Source organism: Corynebacterium intestinale (genome assembly GCF_023574125.1).
In the GTDB taxonomy this organism is placed as follows: domain Bacteria; phylum Actinomycetota; class Actinomycetes; order Mycobacteriales; family Mycobacteriaceae; genus Corynebacterium; species Corynebacterium hesseae.
Map to the genome: position 1 here is coordinate 130,027 of NZ_JAMKFF010000005.1, position 20,739 is coordinate 150,765.

At 62.5% G+C, this 20,739-nt stretch carries 16 protein-coding genes; 10 read left to right on the forward strand and 6 right to left on the reverse strand.

Annotated features, from left to right (window positions below):
* Positions 1-15: 15 nt before the first annotated feature.
* The 3 genes from M5J06_RS07430 to M5J06_RS07440 form a co-directional block, all read right to left on the reverse strand.
* Positions 16-1,251 carry an AI-2E family transporter gene (locus tag M5J06_RS07430; protein WP_070523662.1) on the reverse strand — a complete coding sequence of 412 codons (1,236 nt, stop codon included), beginning with the start codon at positions 1,249-1,251 and terminating at the stop codon, positions 16-18.
* A gap of 35 nt (positions 1,252-1,286) precedes the next feature.
* Positions 1,287-4,733, reverse strand: a complete 3,447-nt coding sequence (locus tag M5J06_RS07435; RefSeq protein WP_250224338.1) for a bifunctional proline dehydrogenase/L-glutamate gamma-semialdehyde dehydrogenase — start codon at positions 4,731-4,733, stop codon at positions 1,287-1,289.
* Positions 4,734-5,134: 401 nt separating this feature from the next.
* Positions 5,135-6,247, reverse strand: coding sequence for an ABC transporter substrate-binding protein (locus M5J06_RS07440; RefSeq protein ID WP_250224339.1), 1,113 nt, complete (start codon positions 6,245-6,247; stop codon positions 5,135-5,137).
* Between the two features lie 161 nt (positions 6,248-6,408).
* Here M5J06_RS07440 and M5J06_RS07445 point away from each other — a divergent pair, with 161 nt between their 5' ends.
* The 8 genes from M5J06_RS07445 (at position 6,409) to exaC (ending at position 15,514) form a co-directional block, all read left to right on the forward strand.
* On the forward strand, positions 6,409-7,338 hold the full coding sequence (locus M5J06_RS07445) for a FecCD family ABC transporter permease (RefSeq protein ID WP_367615197.1): 930 nt from the start codon (positions 6,409-6,411) through the stop codon (positions 7,336-7,338).
* A 2-nt stretch (positions 7,339-7,340) separates the two neighbouring features.
* Positions 7,341-8,342 (forward strand): FecCD family ABC transporter permease, encoded by a 1,002-nt coding sequence (locus M5J06_RS07450; protein ID WP_168162993.1) that lies wholly within the window; start codon positions 7,341-7,343, stop codon positions 8,340-8,342.
* Positions 8,343-8,439: 97 nt separating this feature from the next.
* A complete protein-coding gene (locus M5J06_RS07455) occupies positions 8,440-9,141 on the forward strand; it encodes an ABC transporter ATP-binding protein (protein WP_232748483.1) in 702 nt (233 codons plus the stop codon).
* Positions 9,142-9,370: 229 nt separating this feature from the next.
* Positions 9,371-11,215, forward strand: coding sequence for a molecular chaperone DnaK (gene dnaK / locus M5J06_RS07460; protein WP_070523650.1), 1,845 nt, complete (start codon positions 9,371-9,373; stop codon positions 11,213-11,215).
* 3 nt (positions 11,216-11,218) lie between these two features.
* The gene (gene grpE / locus M5J06_RS07465; protein WP_070532063.1) at positions 11,219-11,899 is read left to right on the forward strand and encodes a nucleotide exchange factor GrpE; all 681 of its coding nucleotides are present in this window, start codon (positions 11,219-11,221) and stop codon (positions 11,897-11,899) included.
* Between the two features lie 133 nt (positions 11,900-12,032).
* On the forward strand, positions 12,033-13,238 hold the full coding sequence (gene dnaJ, locus M5J06_RS07470; protein ID WP_070624194.1) for a molecular chaperone DnaJ: 1,206 nt from the start codon (positions 12,033-12,035) through the stop codon (positions 13,236-13,238).
* 13 nt (positions 13,239-13,251) lie between these two features.
* A complete protein-coding gene (locus M5J06_RS07475; protein WP_070523924.1) occupies positions 13,252-13,674 on the forward strand; it encodes a heat shock protein transcriptional repressor HspR in 423 nt (140 codons plus the stop codon).
* A gap of 319 nt (positions 13,675-13,993) precedes the next feature.
* Positions 13,994-15,514: an acetaldehyde dehydrogenase ExaC gene (gene exaC, locus M5J06_RS07480; RefSeq protein WP_070532076.1), complete on the forward strand. Its 1,521-nt coding sequence runs from the start codon at positions 13,994-13,996 to the stop codon at positions 15,512-15,514.
* Between the two features lie 27 nt (positions 15,515-15,541).
* Here the strand turns inward: exaC and M5J06_RS07485 are convergent, their stop codons facing one another.
* Positions 15,542-16,654, reverse strand: a complete 1,113-nt coding sequence (locus M5J06_RS07485) for an alpha/beta hydrolase (RefSeq protein ID WP_250224340.1) — start codon at positions 16,652-16,654, stop codon at positions 15,542-15,544.
* A 35-nt stretch (positions 16,655-16,689) separates the two neighbouring features.
* A complete protein-coding gene (locus M5J06_RS07490) occupies positions 16,690-16,950 on the reverse strand; it encodes a hypothetical protein (RefSeq protein ID WP_070523635.1) in 261 nt (86 codons plus the stop codon).
* Positions 16,951-17,051: 101 nt separating this feature from the next.
* On the opposite strand from M5J06_RS07490, the gene M5J06_RS07495 reads away from it, so the two are divergent.
* The gene (locus tag M5J06_RS07495; protein ID WP_250224341.1) at positions 17,052-17,861 is read left to right on the forward strand and encodes a carbon-nitrogen hydrolase family protein; all 810 of its coding nucleotides are present in this window, start codon (positions 17,052-17,054) and stop codon (positions 17,859-17,861) included.
* A 50-nt stretch (positions 17,862-17,911) separates the two neighbouring features.
* Here the strand turns inward: M5J06_RS07495 and M5J06_RS07500 are convergent, their stop codons facing one another.
* A complete protein-coding gene (locus M5J06_RS07500; RefSeq protein ID WP_101736093.1) occupies positions 17,912-19,111 on the reverse strand; it encodes an FAD-binding oxidoreductase in 1,200 nt (399 codons plus the stop codon).
* 168 nt (positions 19,112-19,279) lie between these two features.
* Here M5J06_RS07500 and M5J06_RS07505 point away from each other — a divergent pair, with 168 nt between their 5' ends.
* Complete coding sequence (locus M5J06_RS07505) at positions 19,280-20,650, forward strand: sodium/glutamate symporter (RefSeq protein WP_070523626.1); 1,371 nt, start codon at positions 19,280-19,282, stop codon at positions 20,648-20,650.
* Positions 20,651-20,739: the final 89 nt, after the last annotated feature.

Genomic DNA, 20,739 nt, shown 5'->3' on the forward strand with positions numbered 1-20,739 from the left:
GCACCGGTTGTGTGGCTAGCGGGCGCCGCTGGCCTCTAGGTTCTCGTAGAGCTCCATGACGTCCTCATGGCCCTCCGCCGTGGAAATCTTAATGTTTTTAGCTTCGATTTCGCCGGCACGCAGGCTGGCCATCTCCTGGTGGTAGCGGAAGACCACGGCAATGGTGGCAGCCACCGGCACAGCCAGGAAGGCGCCGATGATGCCGGCCAAGGCGGAGCCGACCGTGACGGAGAGCAGCACCATTGCCGCGTGCAGGCCCATGGCCTTGGATTGCAGCATCGGCTGGAGGACGTTGCCCTCCACCTGCTGGACGATGATGATGAGAGCCAAGGCGAGCAAGGCCTTCGTCAGCCCATCGGAGACCAGCGCGATGATGACGGCCAAAGCGCCCGCAGTGACAGCGCCAATGACCGGGATGAAGCTGGCGAAGAACGTAACTACGCCGATGACAAGGGCCAGCGGTACCTGGAGAACCCAGAGGCCGAGGCCGATGAGGATGCCGTCGACGGCCGCGACGGCTGCTTGCGCCTGAATGAAGCCAGATAACGTGTTCCACACGCGAGTCAGCAGCTCGGTGGCGTGCCAGCCGGCGGAGTAGCCGGTGTAGGTGCGCAGCCACGGCAGGAATTTATCGCCGTCCTTGAGGATGAAGAAGGCTACGAAGAGCATGATGGCGAGCGCCATGGCGATGGAGCTGGCCATCGATACACCGGAAATCACCCCGGTGGCGATGTTGGAAGCTTGGCCCTTGATGAAGGTGATGGCATCATCGAGGACTTCCTGGACCTTCGCCGCATCAATCTCAAAGGGCAGATCCTTGGCCATATCGACGAGCTTGTTTAAGCCGCCTTCGGCCTGGCTGACCAGGGAGGCACCTTGGGAGGACACCACCGGGGCCATCGCCGCGAACACGCCGCCGATGATGGCTAAGAATCCCAACAGCGTGGTGATGGAGGCCAGCGCGCGGGGGAACTTGTGCGCGCGCAACCAGTTGGTCACGGGGAAAAGCACCGTGCACACCAGGATGGCCAGGATGACCGGCAACAGGCCAACCCAGATGAACTTCAACAGGTAGCCGGCCAGGCCGACGCCCGCGACCACGATGATGAAAATCAAGCACACCTTGGCCAGGGAGATGGCGTCGCGCCCCAAGATGCGAGACTTGTCATCGGTCTTCGACACCGGGAGAGCGGCCTCCTCATCGGAGGAGTCCGCCGCCTGCGGCTTTTCTTCGTCGTGCGTAGTACTCATACGCTATATCTTTGCACATGAGCCGCGGAAACGAACTATGCGCGGATGCTGCTTACCTGGCGGATGATGCCGAAGCGGTGCATCGTCACCGAGACCGCCTGCTCGAGGAGGAAGGGAAGGAGCTCACGGCGGCCATCGGCCAGCACCGGCTGGTCCAGGACCACGGAGTTGGATTCCACCGCGGCCTCAAAGACGCCTGGCTCGACAGAACCCACGGTTCGAATGCGCGCGGATTCCAAGCCGGAAACCTCGCGGGCGAAGGCGCTTGCCTCCACGGCATCGATGTCAAAGCCCAGCTCGCGCAGCTCCGCGGCCTTTTCCGGGGCGGCACTGAAGCGCACGGGTGAGCCGGTGCGGGTGGCGGCGAGGGCGAGGCGGGAGACGTCGCGAAGCGCGGCATCAGTGCCAATGCGCACCTGGAGCGGGGTGAGCACCGGGCGGTAGCGGAAGACATTGGCCTCACAGACCAGGCCGGCGCGGTCGTGCTTGCGGCCGAATTCCTGCTGCCAAGCCAGTTCATCGAGCTCTGCCGCGCGCCACAGCCAAGCGGTGTCCTCTTCCGAGAGCTCCAGCTTGCCAAAGGCACGCAGCTGGGCTGCCACCGGCTGCGAGATGTCCACGTCGAAGGGGCGCAGCGGACCCTCGGACCAGGTGCCGAACTGGGTCACGTAGTTCGGGCCGCCTGCCTTGGCGCCCGGGCCCATGACGGACTTCTTCCAGCCGCCGAAGGACTGGCGCTGCACAATCGCGCCCGTGATGCCGCGGTTGACGTAGGCGTTGCCCACCTCGACGCGCTCGAGCCAGTAATCGATTTCGTCGTTATCCAGCGTGTGGATGCCGCCGGTCAGGCCGTAGCCGGTGGAGTTCTGCCACTCGATGGCCTCATCCAGGGTCTCCGCATACATGATGCCAAGCACCGGGCCGAAGCACTCGTTGACGTGGAACCAGGAACCTGGGCGCACGTTATCGCGGATACCCGGCGACCACAGGGTGCCCTCCTCGTTGAGCTTCTCCGGCTTCACCAGCCACTTTTCACCCGGCTCCAGCTGGGTCAGGCCGCGCAGCAGCTTCTCGCCCGGGGCCTCGGCTAGGCCATTCATCGTCGTGGTGATGTCGTAGCCGGGGCCGGTGATGAGGGTCTTGACGGCGTCGACAAGCTGCGAGCGCAGGCGCTGCGACTCGCCAGCCGCGCCGACGAAGATGACCAGGGAGGATGCGGAGCACTTCTGGCCGGAGTGGCCGAAGGCGGACAGGTAGAGATCCTGAATGGCCAGGTCCGGGTCCGCGGACGGGGTGATGATGAGCGCGTTCTTGCCGGAGGTCTCCGCCATGATGTTGAGCTCCGGCTTCCAGGAACGGAAGAGCTTGCCGGTATCGGAAGCACCGGTGAGGATGACGGCGTCGACATCGTCGTGGGAGATGAGCGCGCAGCCGGCGTCACCCTCATCGGTGAAGACGAGCTGGACCAGATCCGGGTCGAGGCCCTGTGCCTCGAGGCCGGCGCGGAAGGCCTCCACGACGAGCTTTGCGCAGTGCACGACCTGCGGCGCTGGCTTGATGATGACGGCCGAACCCGCAGCGAGTGCTGCCGCGATGCCGCCGGTGGGGATGGCCACCGGGAAGTTCCACGGCGGGGTCACCACGGTCACGCGGTGGGGCGTGAACTCGGCGGCGTAGCTCTCCAACAGGCGCGCGGACTGCGCGTAGTAGGTGCAGAAGTCGATGGCCTCGGAGATTTCCGGGTCGGTCTGCGTGACAGTCTTGTTGGCCTCGTAGGCGGCCACGGAGATGAACTCGCCGCGGCGGTTGGCCAGCTCATCGGCCACGGCCTCGAGGGCGCGGGCGCGGTCCTCGGCAGGGCGCGCGCCCCACTCGGCGCCGAGCTCGGCGGCGCGGGCCACGTGCTTGTCGACGACCCCCGCATCCGTCACCTCCTCCACGCCATGCTCACCCGGGTCGGTGGCCAGGGCCTTGAGCGCCCACTCGCGGTTGGCTTCCAGGGCCGGGTCGGTGTCTGGCTCGTTGGCGAAGCGCCCTGTGCGCGGTGCCTGGCGGCCGGCAGCCTGCTCGGCCTCCTCCAGGCGGTTTTGGGTGCGGCGCGGGCCGGCGAAGGTATCCCAGCGCTGCTCGACGGCCTCGCGGAAGACCTGCTCCTGGTCCTTAAGCGCCTGCTCCTCCGGGGCGAAGAGGGCGTAAAGGAAGTTCTGTGGTGCGGAGTTTTCCTCCAAGCGGCGCACCAGGTAGGAGACCGCGACATCGAAGTCCTCCATGTGCACCACTGGGGTGTAGAGGATCTGGCGGCCCTCGAAGGCATCGCGGACCGCGGCCTGCTGGGCCGGGGACATGCCCTGGAGCATTTCGGAATCCATCATGCGCATGACACCGCGCTTGGTGCCCAGCTTGTAGGCAAAAGCCGCGGTGTAGAGGTTGTGGGTGGCCACGCCGATGCGCACGCAGTCGGCGAACTCGGGGCGCAGGATGTAGTCGAGCAGGCGGTAGTAGTTGGCGTCCACCTCATCCTTGGTGGCATAAGGTGCTGCCGGCCAGCCGTGGATTTCACCCTGGACGTGCTCCATCGAGAGGTTTGCGCCCTTGACGATGCGAATCTTGATGTGAGATCCACCCTCGGCCACGCGCTGCTTGGCAAATTCTGCCAGGTGCGCCAAGGCGTCGAAGGTATCCGGCAGGTAAGCCTGCAGGACGATGCCAGCCTCGAGGTTGGTGAACTCCGGCTCGCTGAGAAGCTCGGTGAACAGGCGCACCGTGAGGTGGAGGTCGTGGTATTCCTCCATGTCGAGGTTGATGAAGACCTTATCGGGGCGGCGCGCGGCGGCCTCATAGAGCGGGCGCAGGCGCTCCTTGAGGCGGACCAGGGAGCCCTCGATATCCCACGGGTTGAGCTGGGCCACCATGGAGGAGGCCTTGACGGAGACGTAGGTCACGCGCGGGTTCTTGATGAGCTTGAGGGTGCGCTCGGCGCGGGAGCGCGCCTCGTCGTCGCCCAGCACAGCCTCACCGAGAAGGTTGAGGTTGAGCTGCTCGCCGGACTCGGCGGCCTTGTCCAAGGTCTTGTTGAGGGCGTCGCTCTCGGCGTCGAGGACCAGGTGGCCGACCATCTGGCGCATGCGCATGCGCGCCAGCGGCATAACCAGGTTGGGCAGGATCGGTCCGAAGAAACCACCCAGGCCCACCAGCGAGCCGTTGATGAGGCCGAGGAAGGACGCGTCATAGGTGGTGGTGACGGACTTCAGCGCGTGGGCGGCTACCTTGTCATCCTCGGGGCGCATGACGCGGTCCACGAAGTCCATGGTGAAGGCCACCCCGTCCGGGTTGCGCAATAAGTCTGCGAGTTGTTCTGTGGCCGGATCCTGCTCGTCGGCGGTGGAGGCGAGCCAGGAGTGGGCCTGGGCCGCGGCGTCGGCGATCAGCGCGGCGTCAATGTCGGTGGATTCGGGAACGGGGGTGTGAGCATCGTTAGTCATGGATTACAACCTTTATGGGTCTCAAGGCACACTGGTGCGGCCTTGCGGAAAGCGGAAACTGCAGACTTTCTAGTCCAACACGGGCGCATACTCTGCGCCGTGCCGTTCAGTCTGTGTGAAAAGAGGTGCTTATTTAACGCTGGCGTACACAACCGGTGGCCGATCGGAAGAACGACGCTGCCTAATGAAGTGAGCATTCATGTGCGACCACCCTTCTTGCGTGTGGGGAGCAGCCAGGCAACGGCCTGGCCTGATTAGCGAGAAATCGGTGACCTTGATATGGCCCGCCGCACAGAAATCGTAGACGTGTAACCCATCTCGCTTACATGAAAGCTAGCCCCTTAAGTTGGGGTGAGTCAATCCCACAGGTGTTGTTTTGAGGGGAGGGTGCTACCCCCGTGTTAGTGGCTGAGATAGTCCGCGAGATCTGACGCGATTTTCTGTGCGCCCAGAGGCCCCAAGCCGAGTGCCCACGTATCGTCGCTGACCTCGATGGCATGGCCGTCTTTGGCCGCAGGAAGCTGTTGGAACGCCGCGGTAGAAATGGCGGTGTCTTGGCCGGTGGCGGAGGGATCTCCGTAGCTGCAGTAGAAGATGTAGTCGGCGTCCGCTTGGTCAATGTTCTCCGGCGAGATTTCCGTAGCGAGCTCTTCGATGTCCTGGTTGGCGGGGCGGGCGAGGCCGGCGTCATCAAGCACCGTTCCAATGAGTGAAAGGCGCCCGTAGAGGCGTACCTTGCCCGGCATGAAACGCAGAATGGTGACGGTGGTGTCTTCGCTCGTTGGTCCGTCCTCAATGACCTTCTTTACTTCTTCGATTTTCTTGTCATAGTCGGCCATGACTTGCTCGGTACGCTCCTCTTCTCCGAGGGCTTCGCCGATGAGTCGGAAGTTTTCTTTCCAGGTGTATCCAGGGCGGATCGAGAAAACGGTAGGTGCGATGGAATTGAGCTGGTCATAGTGCTTATCCATGCGCAGCTGCGAGCCGATGATGAGGTCGGGGTTGAGCGAAGCAATCTTTTCCATATTGACTTCGTTGATCGTGCCTACCGTTTCGATGTCACTTGCTTTGTCGGCCATGTAATCCGGGACGGGATTCTGGCCCTTGGACGTGGTCATGCCGACTGGCTTCATGCCGAGTGCTAGGACGGAATCGAGTTCGCCGCTTTCTAGAACAACCACCCGTTGTGGCTTTTCTTTGAGTTCGGTCGTTCCGCGTGCATGCGTGACCGTGCGTGGGAATTGACCAGGGGCTGCATCGCTGCCAAAGCTTTGGCTTTTCTCTCTCGCCCCGGCAAAGCCTTCGCCTCCGGTGGCCACGGAGTCATTTCCCGAGGCTGAATTGGAGTTTCCTGATTCTTTCCCGGACGGTGAGGACGCAGGGTTAGAAGCGTCAGCGTTTGAGTTGGTGTTTTCGAGGCTGGCGCAGCCGGTGAGCGCTAGCGCTGCGGTAAGACCAACAGCAGTGAGGCGGAGGAGAGGGGTGCGGGGTGCGATTTTCTTTCGAATGTTCATAAAAGGTAGCCTAACCTAAATTAGGTCGAGCTAAGGAAACGTGAGCATATGAAGGTATTTGGGTGGTGTCGGTGATTGAGCAGGGGTTGCGCGCCGGAAAGAGAAATACCCGGCGTCTTGGTTGGGTAGTAGTTGCTGGCCTTGCCATTCTCTGTATCGGCGTGGCGCTGTCACTGGCGTTGGGCGCGCGTAGCATTCCCTTCAGCGACGTGTTGGCCGCCCTTCGGGGACAGCCTGGTATAGCTTCCTCGATCGTGTGGGAGAGGCGTCTTCCCCGTACACTCGTTGCTGTTTGCGCAGGCTGTGCTTTGGCCCTCGCTGGTGCAGTTCTGCAGATTATGACGCGCAACCCTTTGGCAGATACCGGAGTTTTCGGGATTAACGTAGGCGCCAGCTTGGCCGCCGCCATTGCTCTGGGCTGGTGGGGGTGGCAATCACCTTTTGCGTTTTCGCTCGCAGCCATCATCGGTGCGGCAGTGACCATGCTGCTGGTCACCGCGGTCGGGCGTGGCAGAGCGGGCGATGTTGATCCGCTGAGACTGATTCTTGCAGGCGTAGCCATCGGGGCGGTATGTGAGGGCCTGTCCTCCGCGCTGATCCTGATAGATCCTCACGCCTTTGCAAGAATCCGTGCTTGGGTGACGGGCTCCGTTGACGTTGCTTCGTGGACGCCAGTGGTGATTGCCTTCGTCGGACTGGTGGTAGGCGTGGTGCTACTGATTGTCTTTGCTCGCCACTTGCCGCCCCTTGCTCTGGGGGATGACGTTGCGGCGAGTCTCGGCATTAACCTCAAACTGACTCGTTTGGGGCTTGTCGCGGCGGTAACGGTGTTGGCTGCTACCGCCACCGCAGCGGCGGGGGTGATTGTGTTCGTTGGACTAGTTATCCCGCATGTTGTCAGGCTGTGCGGGATATACGAAGAGCGGGCACAGCTTGTCGCCGCTGCCGTGGTGGGGCCTTTGTTTTTATTGGGCGCCGATATTGTGGGCCGCTACCTCACTGCTGCTGAGTTGCCGGCTGGCGTCACGGTGTCGCTCATTGGTGCCCCAGTATTGATTGCGCTGTCCCATCGCGCTGGAAGGAGGCTGTGATTGTGAGCGTGAGAAGTGTTTTGTCCTTTGCGGGCATTGTGATCGTCGCGCTGGCTATTGCTGCCTATTCGCTCTTCTCGCCTGGTGCCGGGCAGGATAGTGCAGCGTTGTGGTCCGTGGCTACGAATCCCAATAGCACTGACTTTGCAGCCACCGTCGTGTGGCAATGGCGTGCTCCGCGGGTGGTTGCCGCGATTGTCGTAGGAATGTGTTTGGGCATAGCGGGCGCCATCTTTCAGATCCTCACCCACAATCCGCTGGGGTCACCCGACATTATCGGGTTTAATACCGGTGCCTATACCGGTGTCATCGCGGTCTCCTTGGCGAGCTTTAGCTCCGCATTCAACATTGCGCTAGGCGCGTTGGTGGGTGGGACTATCACTGCGTTACTCATCATGGGGCTTTCATTTGCCGGAAGGCTCACGGGAGCAAGGCTGGTTGTGGTGGGGATTGGAGTGACGTTCTTCCTTTCAGCAATAAACAAGTGGTTGATTCTTAGTGGTGAGTTGGAGCAGTCCCTAGGTGCGGCGACTTGGGCTGCTGGAACATTGAATGCTGTGTCCTGGGCGCGAGTTATTCCATTGGGGGTGCTGGGAGGCGCGGCGTGCGTCGCTGGGTTGCTGCTGCGTGGCTGGTGTGACGCGCTTGCCCTGGGGGATAGCACGGCGAGTGCGTTGGGGTTGAACGTGAGTCGTGCACGTGTGGTGATGGTTCTGGTTGGCACAGTTCTTGTCGCTGTATCGACGGCGATAGCGGGCCCAATCTCATTTATTGCCCTCGCGGCCCCACATATGGCTCGGTTGCTCTCGCGTCCAGACAGGACGCCGGTGTTGCTCTCTGGAGTCCTCGGTGCACTTTTCTTGCTCGCTGCCGATTTAGCAGGGCAGCGGCTGTTTTTCCCAATTACTCTGCCTGCCGGTCTTATTACGGTCTGCGCCGGTGGCATCTACCTGGCGGGTTTGCTGCTGTGGCAATCCCGATCTGCCGGAATGAAAGGTCAGTAAAGTGAACCAACTAAAAGTATGTGACGGTGCGCCGAGCGTGCGGGCTGAGGGGGTGAGCATGTCCTATGGGAGGACTGCCCCGTTAATTCTCGACTCGGTGGATGTGTCTTTTCCGGCCGGGAAATTTTCTGCCATTATCGGCCCCAATGGTTGTGGAAAATCCACTTTGGTGAAGGTGTTGGCGCGGTTGGAAATGCCGAACGCGGGCGCGGTGTGCATTGGCGAAGAAGATGCAGCCGCATTCTCTCGGCGTAGCTACGCTCGGCGCGTCGCCGTGATGTCGCAGCAATCCATAGCTCCCGAAGGGATCAATGTCAGGGAACTGGTTGCGCGCGGGCGATTCGCCCACCAAGGATTTATGGGGTGGAGGAGCCAGGAGGACGAGCGTGCCGTTAGTCGTGCGCTAGCAAAGGTGGGCCTTGAACAACTGGAGACGGCCGAGGTAGCGGCGTTGTCTGGCGGTCAGCGTCAGCGTGCTTGGTTGGCCATGGCCCTCGCCCAGGAAACGCCTGTGCTCTTCTTGGATGAGCCAACGAGCGCGCTTGACATTGGATACCAGCATTCCTTCATGCGGCTGATGCGGCAGCTGGCAGGAAGCAAAACCCTTATTGCGGTCATTCATGATTTGGCGCATGTATTGCGCTATGCGGATCACGTCGTGGCGATGAAAGATGGAACGGTGCGGGACGCGGGCGTGCCGCGCGAGGTCATTACCCCTGCCCTTATTGAGGAACTCTATGGGCTGTCAGTCCGCGTTGTAGATGTGGACGGTGAGCCGGCAATCGTCCCTGTAGGGTGAGTCTCCGCCAAACCGGGTTTGTTTTCCCAGCGTGTTGGCGATAAATAAAAAAGTTGAGTCGATCGGGAACAACTTTGAGTTTGCCTGCGTTGTGTAGGTTGAGTGACCGGCGCTCAGGTTTGGATGACTTTGAGTGTCGCTTCTGTTAGAGTCGCTGACTGGACGCGGCAGAAGTTGAGTCGCGCACTATCAACTTAAAACAAACCCCAACACGCAAGGAGAAAAGATTATGGGACGCGCAGTAGGAATTGACCTTGGTACCACCAACTCGGTTGTATCCGTGCTGGAAGGTGGCGAGGCAACCGTTATCGCTAACTCCGAGGGTTCCCGCACCACCCCGTCCGTCGTGGCTTTTGCCAAGAACGGCGAAATTCTCGTTGGCCAGTCCGCCAAGAACCAGGCGGTCACCAATGTTGACCGCACCATTCGCTCCGTCAAGCGCCACATCGGCACCGACTGGACCATCGATATCGATGACAAGAAGTACACCCCGCAAGAGATTTCGGCCCGCACGCTCATGAAGCTGAAGCGCGACGCCGAGGCTTACCTGGGTGAGGACGTTACCGACGCCGTCATTACCGTCCCGGCTTACTTCGAGGATTCCCAGCGCCAGGCCACCAAGGAGGCCGGCCAGATTGCAGGCCTCAACGTCCTGCGTATCGTTAACGAGCCGACTGCCGCCGCGCTGGCTTATGGCCTGGAGAAGGGCGAGCAGGAGCAGACCATCCTGGTCTTCGACCTCGGTGGCGGTACCTTCGACGTCTCCCTGCTGGAGATCGGTGACGGCGTTGTTGAGGTCATGGCTACCGCTGGTGACAACCAGCTCGGTGGTGACGACTGGGACCAGCGCATTGTCGACTGGCTCGTCGATAAGTTCAAGGCTTCCCAGGGCGTTGACCTGACCAAGGATAAGCGCGCTGTCCAGCGTCTGCGTGAGGCTGCTGAGAAGGCCAAGATTGAGCTGTCCTCCTCCCAGTCCGCCAACATCAACCTGCCGTACATCACGGTGGACTCCGAGAAGAACCCGCTCTTCTTGGATGAGACCCTGTCCCGCACCGAGTTCCAGAAGATCACCCAGGATCTGCTGGACCGCACCAAGGAGCCGTTCAACCAGGTCATCAAGGATGCTGGCCTGTCCCTGTCCCAGGTTGACCACGTGGTCCTCGTCGGTGGTTCCACCCGTATGCCGGCCGTGTCCGACCTGGTCAAGGAGATGACCGGCAAGGACCCGAACAAGGGCGTTAACCCGGATGAGGTCGTGGCAGTCGGCGCTGCTCTCCAGGCAGGCGTGCTGCGCGGTGAGGTTAAGGACGTGCTGCTTCTCGACGTCACCCCGCTCTCCCTCGGCATCGAGACCAAGGGTGGCGTGATGACCAAGCTCATCGAGCGCAACACCACCATCCCGACCAAGAAGTCCGAAACCTTCACCACGGCTGATGACAACCAGCCTTCCGTGCAGATTCAGGTCTACCAGGGCGAGCGCGAGATGGCTTCCGCCAACAAGCTGCTCGGCTCCTTCGAGCTCGGCGGCATTGCCCCGGCACCGCGTGGCGTGCCGCAGATCGAGGTCACCTTCGACATCGACGCCAACGGCATCGTCTCCGTCTCCGCTAAGGACAAGGCCACCGGCAAGGAGAACACCATCAAGATTCAGGATGGTTCCGGCCTGTCCCAGGAAGAGATCGACCGCATGGTCAAGGACGCCGAGGCACACGCCGAGGAAGACAAGAAGCGCCGCGAGGAGCAGGAGACCCGCAACCAGGCCGAGTCCACCTCCTACCAGACCCGCAAGTTCATGGATGAGAACTCCGACAAGCTGCCGGAGGACTTGAAGAACCGCGTGACCGAGGCTGCCGATGCCGTCGATGAGGCGCTGAAGGGCGATGACATCGAGGCGATTAAGTCGGCCGTCGAGAAGCTCGGCACCGAGTCCCAGGAGCTGGGCAAGGCCCTGTACGAGGCACAGGCTGCTGAGGCGGGCGCCGAGGGTGCCGCTGCTGGCGACGCCGCTGGTGACCCGAACGTCGTCGACGCCGAGGTTGTCGACGAGGACGACGAGAACAAGGAGAAGTAAACCATGACCTCCCCTCAGGACCCGGGCAACCCGGCCAATACCGACCCTGAGGCAACCTCCGCTGAGGCTGCGGAGGCTGCCGCCGCCGAGGCCGCTTCTGCCGACGGCGCCGTGGATGACGCCACGGCGAACACCGCTGAGGCAGAGGCCGCGGTAGAGGACGCCGCCCGCGACATCACCGATGAAGCGGCCGCGGGTGAGGAGACCGTTGCGGAAAACTCCTTGGAAGCTCAGCTCGCTGAGCGCACCGAGGACCTGCAGCGCCTCAACGCGGAGTACACCAACTACCGCCGCCGCACCGAGCGCGACCGCCAGGCCGTGATCGAGACCACCAAGGCCAAGGTCTTGGCAGACTTCCTGCCAATCCTTGATGACATGGAGCTCGCTCGCCAGCACGGTGACCTCAACGAGGGCCCGCTCAAGGCCATCGCGGACAAGCTCACGGGCGTGCTGACCAAGAACCAGCTGACCCCGTTCGGCGCCGAGGGCGATGCCTTCGACCCCGAGGTGCACGAAGCGGTCCAGGACTTGTCCACCGGTGACGAGCAGGTCATCGGCACGGTTCTGCGCCGCGGCTACACGGTGGGGGAGCGCGTTGTGCGCACCGCCATGGTGATTATCGCCGACCCTGCAGAGTCAGCCGATACCGCTGAGAGTCCGGATAGCTCGGACAACGCAGAATAGGTATTGCAGGTGGCGTCAGGGCTCAATGTTCCTTGGCGCCACTCTTCTTTTCTCTACTTAGTTAGCTTTTTACTTAGCAAAAAATCTTAAAACCCAACCATGAATCGACTCTCCTGAAAGGAGGAGATGCCCAGTGAACGCTAAGCCAGAATGGGCAGACAAGGATTATTACGCGGATCTGGGGGTCTCCTCATCCGCTACCGCCGAAGAGATTAAGCACGCTTACCGCAAGCTGGCCCGCCAGAACCACCCCGATGCCAACCCGGATAACCCCGCGGCGGCGGAGAAATTCAAGCAGGTGGCTGAGGCCTATGACGTGCTCTCAGATAAAGCGACCCGCAAGGACTATGACCAGTTCAAGGCCATGATGCGCGGCGGTGGCTTTGGACGGAGAGGAGGCGCCGGGTTTCCCGGCGGGTTTCGATCCACGCACATGGGTGGACCGGGTGCGCAAGAATTTGACATCTCGGACATCTTCGGAGGATCCGCTCGAGGAGCGTCTCAAGGCGGCGGTCTTGGGGATATCTTCGGTGGCGTTTTCAACCGCGGCGGTGGTGCTGGCCACACAGCTCGGCCGTCGCGGGGGGCCGACGTCGAAACGCAAATAACCCTCGACTTCCGCGAGGCAGCAAAGGGAACCACCATCCCGCTGCAGCTCAGCGGCGAAGCTCCCTGCACCACGTGCCACGGCTCCGGTTCAAAGAGCGGCAAGCTGACGACGTGCTCGACGTGCGATGGCACCGGTTTCACCTCTGAGCAGCGCGGTACCTTCGGTTTCTCGGCGCCGTGCACGGATTGCGATGGCACCGGCCAGCGCGCCGAGGACCCGTGCGCTGATTGCTCCGGTTCCGGAACGGTGCACCGCACCCGCTCGATCACGGTGCGCATCCCCGCAGGCGTGATCGATGGCCAGAAGGTACGCCTTGCCGGCCAGGGCGAAGCTGGCCCGAATGGCACGCCGTCTGGTGACCTCTTCGTGGCGGTCACGGTAAAACCCGACAAGGTCTTCACCCGGGAGGGCGATGACCTACACGTCACCGTCCCTGTCTCCTTCGCGGAGCTGGCCTTGGGCGACACCATTACGGTGCCGACCCTCGATTCACCCGTGCGCGTGAAGGTACCGGCGGGCACTCCCGACGGCCGCACGTTGCGAGTGAAGGGCCGCGGTGTGGCCAAGCGCGGCGGCAAGGCCGGTGACCTCATGGTGACCGTACAAGTTACGGTGCCCTCCACCCTGGATGCTGCTGCCTCCTCGGCGCTGCGCAATTACGCGCAGGCGGAGAAGGACTCGGGCTTCGATCCGCGCGCCGGCTGGGCCGGCAACACGGTAGCCCGCTAGGAGGAGGTGCGTGATGAGCAAAGACAGGATGAACCGAAGCGATGCGGCGCAGCCCAAGGCGATGTACGTCATCTCCGTGGCTGCGGAACTGTCTGGCATGCATGCTCAAACCCTGCGCACGTATGACCGGATGGGGTTGGTCTCCCCGGCCCGCACCTCCGGCGGTGGGCGCCGCTATTCCGAGAGCGATATCGAGCTTTTGCGCAAGATCCAGACGCTCTCGCAGGATGATGGTGTGAACTTGGCTGGTATCAAGTCCATCATCGAGCTGACCGCGGAGCGTGACCGCCTCGCCGCCGAGCGTGATGAGTTGCAGGCCGAAGTTGAGCGCTTGCGCAGCCAGGTGCGGCCATCGCGCGGCGAGCTGGTCCACGTACCGCGTTCGACATCCGTGGTGATGTGGAAGCCGCGTCGCAACCGACGCCGCGACAGCTAGGCACTTCCCCCTCCCTTGTGGGAGGGGGTTCTCCTGTTTTGGGGCCCAGCCAGCCCTGCTCGGCCTGAGGCCGCGTGCTCTTCGCCTAAAAAGTGCCGTTGTTGCCAAAGTTCTTGTTCAAAATTGCGGCAGAGGCTAAAACTTTGGCAGCAAGGCGCCTTTGGGCAACGACCCCAAAAGCTTTCCTCATTGAAAACGTGAGTTTGGCAATACTTATCGCTACACTCGCGTCCAGCGTTGTGCCGCCCGTCACGTGTAGATGCGAGTGTGCGTGCGGCCACCGTGACGGTACTGAATCCATGAGAAAGGCACTAGGCACATGACTTTGTACGCAAACCCAGGCACCCCTGATGCCATCGTCAACTTCCGCGAGCGCTATGACAACTACATCGGTGGCGAGTGGGTACCGCCGGTCGATGGTGAGTACATGGACAACATCACCCCGGTGACCGGTGAGGTTTTCTGCCAGGTGGCCCGAGGTAAGGAAGCAGACATCAACTTGGCCATCGATGCCGCGGAGAAGGCTTTCGAGACTTTCGGCAAGACCACCCCAGCGGAGCGCGCGCTCCTGCTGCACCGCATCGCGGACCGCATCGAGGAAAACCTGGAAAAGATCGCCGTCGCGGAAACCTGGGAAAACGGCAAGGCCGTACGCGAGACCCTCGCCGCCGACATCCCGTTGGCTGTTGATCACTTCCGCTACTTCGCCGGCGCCATCCGCGCACAGGAGGGCCGCCTGTCCCAGATCGACCAGGACACCGTGGCTTATCACTTTCACGAGCCGCTGGGAGTGGTGGGACAGATCATCCCGTGGAACTTCCCGCTGCTGATGGCGGCGTGGAAGATTGCCCCGGCGCTGGCTGCAGGTAACACCATCGTGATGAAGCCAGCCGAGCAAACTCCGGCATCGATTCTGCTGCTCATTGAGATTATTGAGGATCTCTTGCCGAAGGGCGTGCTCAACATCGTCAATGGCGTCGGCGAAGAGGCGGGTGTGGCCCTGTCCACCTCGGAGCGCATCGCCAAAATCGCCTTTACCGGCTCCACCCCGGTGGGCAAGATCATCAACAAGGCCGCCGCGGACAAGGTCATCCCCGTCACGCTGGAGCTCGGCGGCAAGTCACCGTCCATCTTCTTCGCGGACATCATGGACAAGGACGATGCCTACCTGGAGAAGTGCGTGGAGGGCTTTGTCATGTTCGCCCTCAACCAAGGCGAGGTCTGCACCTGCCCGTCCCGCGCATTGATCCACGAAGACATCGCGGACAAATTCCTAGAACTGGCGGTGGAGCGCGTAAAGAAAATCAAGATTGGCCACCCGCTCGATACCGAAACGATGATGGGCGCGCAGGCCTCCCAGGAACAGATGGACAAGATCACCGAATACCTTGAGGTGGGTCCGAAGGAGGGTGCGGAAACTCTCGTCGGCGGCCACGTGAACAAGGTGGAGGGCCTGGAAAACGGCTACTACATTGAGCCGACCGTCTTCCGCGGCACCAATGACATGCGCATCTTCCGCGAGGAAATCTTCGGACCGGTGCTCTCCGTGGCCACGTTCAAGGACTTCGAGGAAGCCATCCAGATAGCCAACGACACCAACTTTGGCCTTGGCGCCGGTGTGTGGTCGCGCCACCAGAACACCTGCTACCGCGCCGGGCGAGAAATCCAGGCCGGCCGCGTGTGGGTGAATCACTACCACGTCTACCCGGCGCACAGCGCCTTCGGCGGCTACAAGGAGTCTGGCATCGGACGCGAGAACCACCTCATGATGCTGTCCCACTACCAGGAGACGAAGAACATGCTGGTGTCCTACTCTGAGGAGCACGCCGGCCTCTTCTAAAAGGCAGCAACCCCACGTGGCTGCCTACTAATAGCGTCGTGCGATGATGCCCAGACCCCGCAGGAATGCGGGGTCTTTCCAATAGGAGCCATGATCGCCCGGAAGTCCGCTAGCACCTGGCAGAGGTGTTGCACCGAAGGCGGGGGAGGTGGGATCGGGGCCATGGATGCCACCATGCGGACCGGTGGTAATCGTGATGGGATCCTCGGTGTTCCGCGTGCTCCAGATCCTGCCATGCAATTGCGACGCTCTATCCGCCGAGGCGCCCGGGCTGCCGACGAGCACGACGTCATCCGCAACATAGTCCTGCTGCGCGGCCTTACCTACAACCACCGAGCCATAGGAATAGCCGATGAGGATGTGCTGAGCCCGAGGAAAGCGCTGCCGCAAGGCGCGTTGGAAGCGGCCTAGCTCGGCGGCCCCGCGGCGCGCCGGGTCTTCGTGTGCCGCGCGGGACAATGTGGGCGGGGCGGAGTAGCCAATCCACGCCACCGTAGGCCCATGGGTGGCGCAGGCGATGGCGCGTGCGCGCTCCACCGCAGTGGGCCAGCTTGCTGTAACGGAAGAACCTACCCCGCCCACAAACGTGCTGACCTGGGCGGCCTGTGTGCCGATGTTCTCTGGGTCCACGAGCGCCACCAGCCGCCCAGGGCTGGCCTCGAGCACGGTGACATCAGGGTTAGCCGCGGCCAGAGAGCGAACCTCCTCGCTGGCCATGGTCAGCTGGAGCTCGTGCAACTCGGTCAGCGAGAGGTCGCCGAAATCCTCCAAACGGCTTGGCGGTTGGGCCAGCTCCGGAGTGCACAGGGCGGTGAGTTGGCGGGCGCAGGCCCAATCGAGGACGTCGGCAAGCGCGTCCAACTGCCCCAGCGCCACGCTGGCGGGTTCTGCAAAAGCGAGGACCGAAGCCAGCCGCACAGCGCGTGCGCGCAGCTGTTCAATTCTCTCCTGCAGTGGTGCGTAGAGGCTCAGAATGCGCGCGGCAAGGCGCATCTGCTGCACGGGATTCACCAGATTGTCGCTGGCGCGGTGCAAGGAACGCCGCGCGGCATCGGCGCCAACGCCAGAAATCGCTAGACCTACCCAATGATGGTGCGACGCAGCTATATAACGTTCCAGCTCAGATGCGTTTCGTTCCATCCCTAACGCTTCCAACCGAAGCGCCCCGGCCGCGCTCATTGCGCTCCTCCCAAACGTGAGGAAAGCTCTGCATCAAGACCGTGGGCCAACCCCACGAAATGGTCAAGCTCTTCCAATTGCGTCCTCCGAGCTTCTTCGCTGGCCCGCCGGGCGTCCTCCCATTGGGCGCCGAGGAGCGCAAGGGCGCGGGCGGTACGGGGAGGTTCCTGCAAGGACGGAAACGCGGCGGGGCAGGCATGGCCGAAGAGGTAGCGGATCTGCTCGCGGGCAGCCCGGTCAATGTCGAGGTGGTTCATAGCATCGAGACTGCGCCAGCTCTCCTATTGCCGTAAAGGGCGGCCGTCGCGATCCGCGAAATCTGTGGATAACTAGTCCGGGCTCGTCTACCGTGGGCCGCATGAAGGTAGCAGCAGTTCAATTGACCAGTACCGGAGACGTTGAGGACAACCTCGCCGCAGCCCTCGACAAGATTCGGGAAGCCGCGGACAACGGCGCGCAGCTTATCGTCCTGCCGGAAGCTACCACCCAGAGCTTTGATTCCGGGCGCCTCGATACGCACGCGGAGGGTCTCGATGGCCCCACCGCCACCGCCGTGCGCGCGCTGGCAGAAGAACTCGGCGTGTACGTGGTGCTGGGAATGTTCGCCCCGGCGGATACCGTCCAACGGGGAGAGAAGACCATTAACCGCGTGGCCAACGTCGCGCTCATCGCGGGCCCCGGAGTGCTCGGCGGCTACGAAAAGATCCACACTTACGACGCCTTCAAGTACAAGGAATCCGATACCGTTCGGCCCGGTGAGTCACTTGTTGTCTTCGACGCCGGGGAGCTTACCGTAGGTGTCGCCACTTGCTATGACATCCGCTTCCCCGAGCAGTTCAAGGAGCTTGCCCGCCAGGGTGCCCAGCTCATCGTCGTGCCCACCAGCTGGGCGGATGGCCCGGGCAAGCTGGAGCAGTGGCGCCTGCTCAGCGCGGCGCGCGCGCTCGATTCCACGACCTATGTTTTGGCCGCGGGTCAGGCTCGCCCCGGTGGGGAGGCGAAGGCGGGGGAGGCCTCCGGGCCGACTGGCATCGGGCACTCCGTCCTCGTGGCGCCGGATGGCACGCGCCTCGCCGAGGCTGGTTATGAGCCGGAGATCCTCTACGGCGAGGTGGACCCAGACACCGTGGCGAAGGTTCGTGAGTCCCTCCCCATTCTGGACGCCTAAGCTCCGTGTGCACGACTAAGCTCCGTGTGCACGCCTAAGCGCTTTAGCGCTTAGGCCCACTGGGACTTCTTCCATGCCGCCCAGGCCTCCCAGTCATCGCCCCACCCGTCAAGCTCCGCGGCGGAGGCCGCCCACTCGTGGCCACGCTGCCAGCTATCCGTGGTGATTGCCTCCTCCGAAACGCCACCGTCGAGCAGCGCCGCGCGCGCTAGTTCGATGCGATCGGCAGGACCGATGAGCACGAAGCGGCGGTCCGTTCCCGCCGCGAGCACCGGTTCCATCGGTTCATTGGCCACCACTGGGTTGAACCCGGCGGCCAGCGGCCGTGCTCCGAGCAGCCAGGGATCCTGCGAATCCCGAACGATGTGCCGCAGAGTGAGCTCCGGAACCAGGGCCTGCAGGTTGGCCTGAAACTCCGTTTCATAGTGCTCGCCCGGCGAGGGGGCCACGGCATAGACCTCGAGCCCGGAGGGGAGGGTGCTCCCCAGGGCGTCGAGAAGCAGCGCCCGGGCGCCTGCCCACCCGGTGCCGAAGGAAATGAGAGTGGTCTCGGAATCGAGCTGCGGTGGCTCACCGGCGGGCATGCCCAGCGTCCACCAATCGCCCGGCTGGGCCTTCGCCAGCATCGAGGAGGCCTCACCCGCCAGCGCAAGGTGGAATGTCAGCTGCCCTGAATCATCGGAAGGCGCCGCCGGGGTCAGGGGGCGCCAGGTACCGGGCGTGAGCTGCGAGGTCACCGGTACGTGCTGGCCCGCGCGGTAGTCCAGCGCCATGCCGGATTCCAGACGGATCACAGCGGTGTTCCGGTTAGGCTTGTCCACCGCCACGACCTGGGCGCTGTGAGCAGGGGGAGTGCCGGCGGCATCCGCCTCCTGGGCGGCGCTGCGCATGATTGAACACACGCTGGAAATGGTGCGCGTTGCCACGTCGTGCTGGTGCGGCGTCAGCCCCAGCACCGTAAGCCCCTGCACCAGGGAAGCCTCGAATTTGGGATACACCTCAGGGGGGAAACCGTGGCGGCGATGATCACGCCCCATCTGCGCTAGGCGCTTGGCGACGTCCCCCCGAACCCCACCGTCCTCCACATTCTCCAGCACCCACGCCAGCGCGGGGGCCAGTGAGGGGTGCGTGTCCTTCATCGACAGGGCAAAGACTTGGCGGGATTCGGCCACGGTGGCAAAAAAGTGCCTGTGTACTGCATCGCGATAGTCCTCGGCATGGTTGCGCAGGTGCTCACCCAGTTCCCTCATGCCCGCCCATCCTAGCGCCTGGGGGTAGCGCCAAAACCCCCTAGGGTTATACGTCAGGGGTGGCAAAGCGGGGAGGGAGTTGTAGTGTAATCTACGGTTCATTTCCCGAAAGTGGGTGAGTCTCGTCTCAAGGATGCCGCGATGCGCGGCATGGAAGGAAGATCTCGCATGGAAGATTTCTCTGCGTACACAATCATGACCGACGTGGGCTGGATTTCCTTGCTCATGGTTATCGGCAACGTTTTGCGCCACCAGATCAAGTTCGTATTCCAGGACTTGCTGCTGCCTGCCCCCATCACCGCGGGCCTGCTCGGCTTGATCTTGGGGCCCAATGTCTTGGGCTGGATCGGTTTTTCCGAGAACCTCGGTGATTACACTTCGCTGCTCATCGCCGTGGTCTTCGCTTCCATGGCCTTCTCCATGGAGATGGGCGGCAACATGGGCAAGGGCGCTCGCAACATGTGGGGCTATTCCACCATGATGTTCACCGGCCAGTGGGGCCTGTTCATCATCCTTGGCCTCTTGCTGTTTAAGCCTACTTTCGACACGCCCGACTGGTTCGGCATGATGCTGCCCGTTGGCTTTACCGGCGGTTTCGGTACCGCCGCGGCCGTCGGCGGTGCCTTGGAGGGTGTGGGCGCTGAGGCAGCCTCCTCGCTGGGCTTTACTTCCGCTACCGTGGGTACCTTGGCCGCCATCGTCGGCGGCATCATTGCGGGTAACTGGGGCATCCGCAAGGGCAAGGTTTCGCACGTTCCGAAGCAGCTCCCAGAGGAGCTGCGCCGCGGCTATATCTCGCGCCTGGAGGATCGCCCCTCGCTGGGCCGCGCGACGACGAACCCTTCCGCGATCGAGCCCATCACCCTCCACGTTGGCTTCATCGCCCTGACCGTGATGACCGCCTACGGCATTAACAAGGGCATCGCCTCCATCTGGGAGAACGTCTCCATCCCGCTGTTTGCCATGTCCATGGTCGTGGGCCTGCTCTTCCGCGCCGTGATGAACATGGTGGGTGCTAAGGACTACCTGGATAAGGACACGGTGAGCTCGGTCTCCGGTGCGGCGACTGACTACCTCATTGCCTTTGGCGTGGCGGCCATCGTGCCGGCAGCTGTCGCAGCCTACTGGCAGGCCCTCCTGCTGCTCTTCGTCCTGGGCACCATCTACTGCATCTTCTTCCTGATGTGGTTCCCCGCCGAGTTCTTCGGTGAGCGCTGGATTGAGCGCGGCATCTTCGGCTGGGGCTGGGCCACGGCCACCGTGGCTACCGGCATTGCGATCCTCAAGATCGTGGACCCCAAGCTCAAGTCCGGCACGCTGTCGGAGTACGGCATGGCCTACATCGGCTTTGGCCCCTTCGAGATTTCCTGGACCATCATCGCGCCGCTGTCCGTTATGTACGGCTTCACCGCTGGCTTTGGCTGGATCTCCCTGGGCATCGCGGTGGTCATCTACCTCGTGTTCAAGTTCACCGGAATGATGCCGCCGCGCGGCACCATCTTCAAGGAAGGCATCGGGCACGTCGGCTCATCGAAGTAGACGCCAAACCCTTCGCACGCAATCCCCCAGGTCGTGGCCTGGGGGATTGTTTTATTGGTAAGGGTGTGACTTGACTGAAGGAGAGCTTG

What these genes read in the sequence shown, in the direction of transcription:
- M5J06_RS07505 (WP_070523626.1), top strand. Translation starts at nt 19,280, where the DNA reads ATGGAAGATTTCTCTGCGTACACAATCATGACCGACGTGGGCTGGATT.
- grpE (WP_070532063.1), top strand. Translation starts at nt 11,219, where the DNA reads ATGACCTCCCCTCAGGACCCGGGCAACCCGGCCAATACCGACCCTGAG.
- M5J06_RS07430 (WP_070523662.1), bottom strand. Translation starts at nt 1,251, where the DNA reads ATGAGTACTACGCACGACGAAGAAAAGCCGCAGGCGGCGGACTCCTCC.
- M5J06_RS07475 (WP_070523924.1), top strand. Translation starts at nt 13,252, where the DNA reads ATGAGCAAAGACAGGATGAACCGAAGCGATGCGGCGCAGCCCAAGGCG.
- M5J06_RS07495 (WP_250224341.1), top strand. Translation starts at nt 17,052, where the DNA reads ATGAAGGTAGCAGCAGTTCAATTGACCAGTACCGGAGACGTTGAGGAC.
- M5J06_RS07490 (WP_070523635.1), bottom strand. Translation starts at nt 16,950, where the DNA reads ATGAACCACCTCGACATTGACCGGGCTGCCCGCGAGCAGATCCGCTAC.
- M5J06_RS07500 (WP_101736093.1), bottom strand. Translation starts at nt 19,111, where the DNA reads ATGAGGGAACTGGGTGAGCACCTGCGCAACCATGCCGAGGACTATCGC.
- M5J06_RS07435 (WP_250224338.1), bottom strand. Translation starts at nt 4,733, where the DNA reads ATGACTAACGATGCTCACACCCCCGTTCCCGAATCCACCGACATTGAC.
- exaC (WP_070532076.1), top strand. Translation starts at nt 13,994, where the DNA reads ATGACTTTGTACGCAAACCCAGGCACCCCTGATGCCATCGTCAACTTC.
- M5J06_RS07485 (WP_250224340.1), bottom strand. Translation starts at nt 16,654, where the DNA reads ATGGAACGAAACGCATCTGAGCTGGAACGTTATATAGCTGCGTCGCAC.
- M5J06_RS07440 (WP_250224339.1), bottom strand. Translation starts at nt 6,247, where the DNA reads ATGAACATTCGAAAGAAAATCGCACCCCGCACCCCTCTCCTCCGCCTC.
- dnaK (WP_070523650.1), top strand. Translation starts at nt 9,371, where the DNA reads ATGGGACGCGCAGTAGGAATTGACCTTGGTACCACCAACTCGGTTGTA.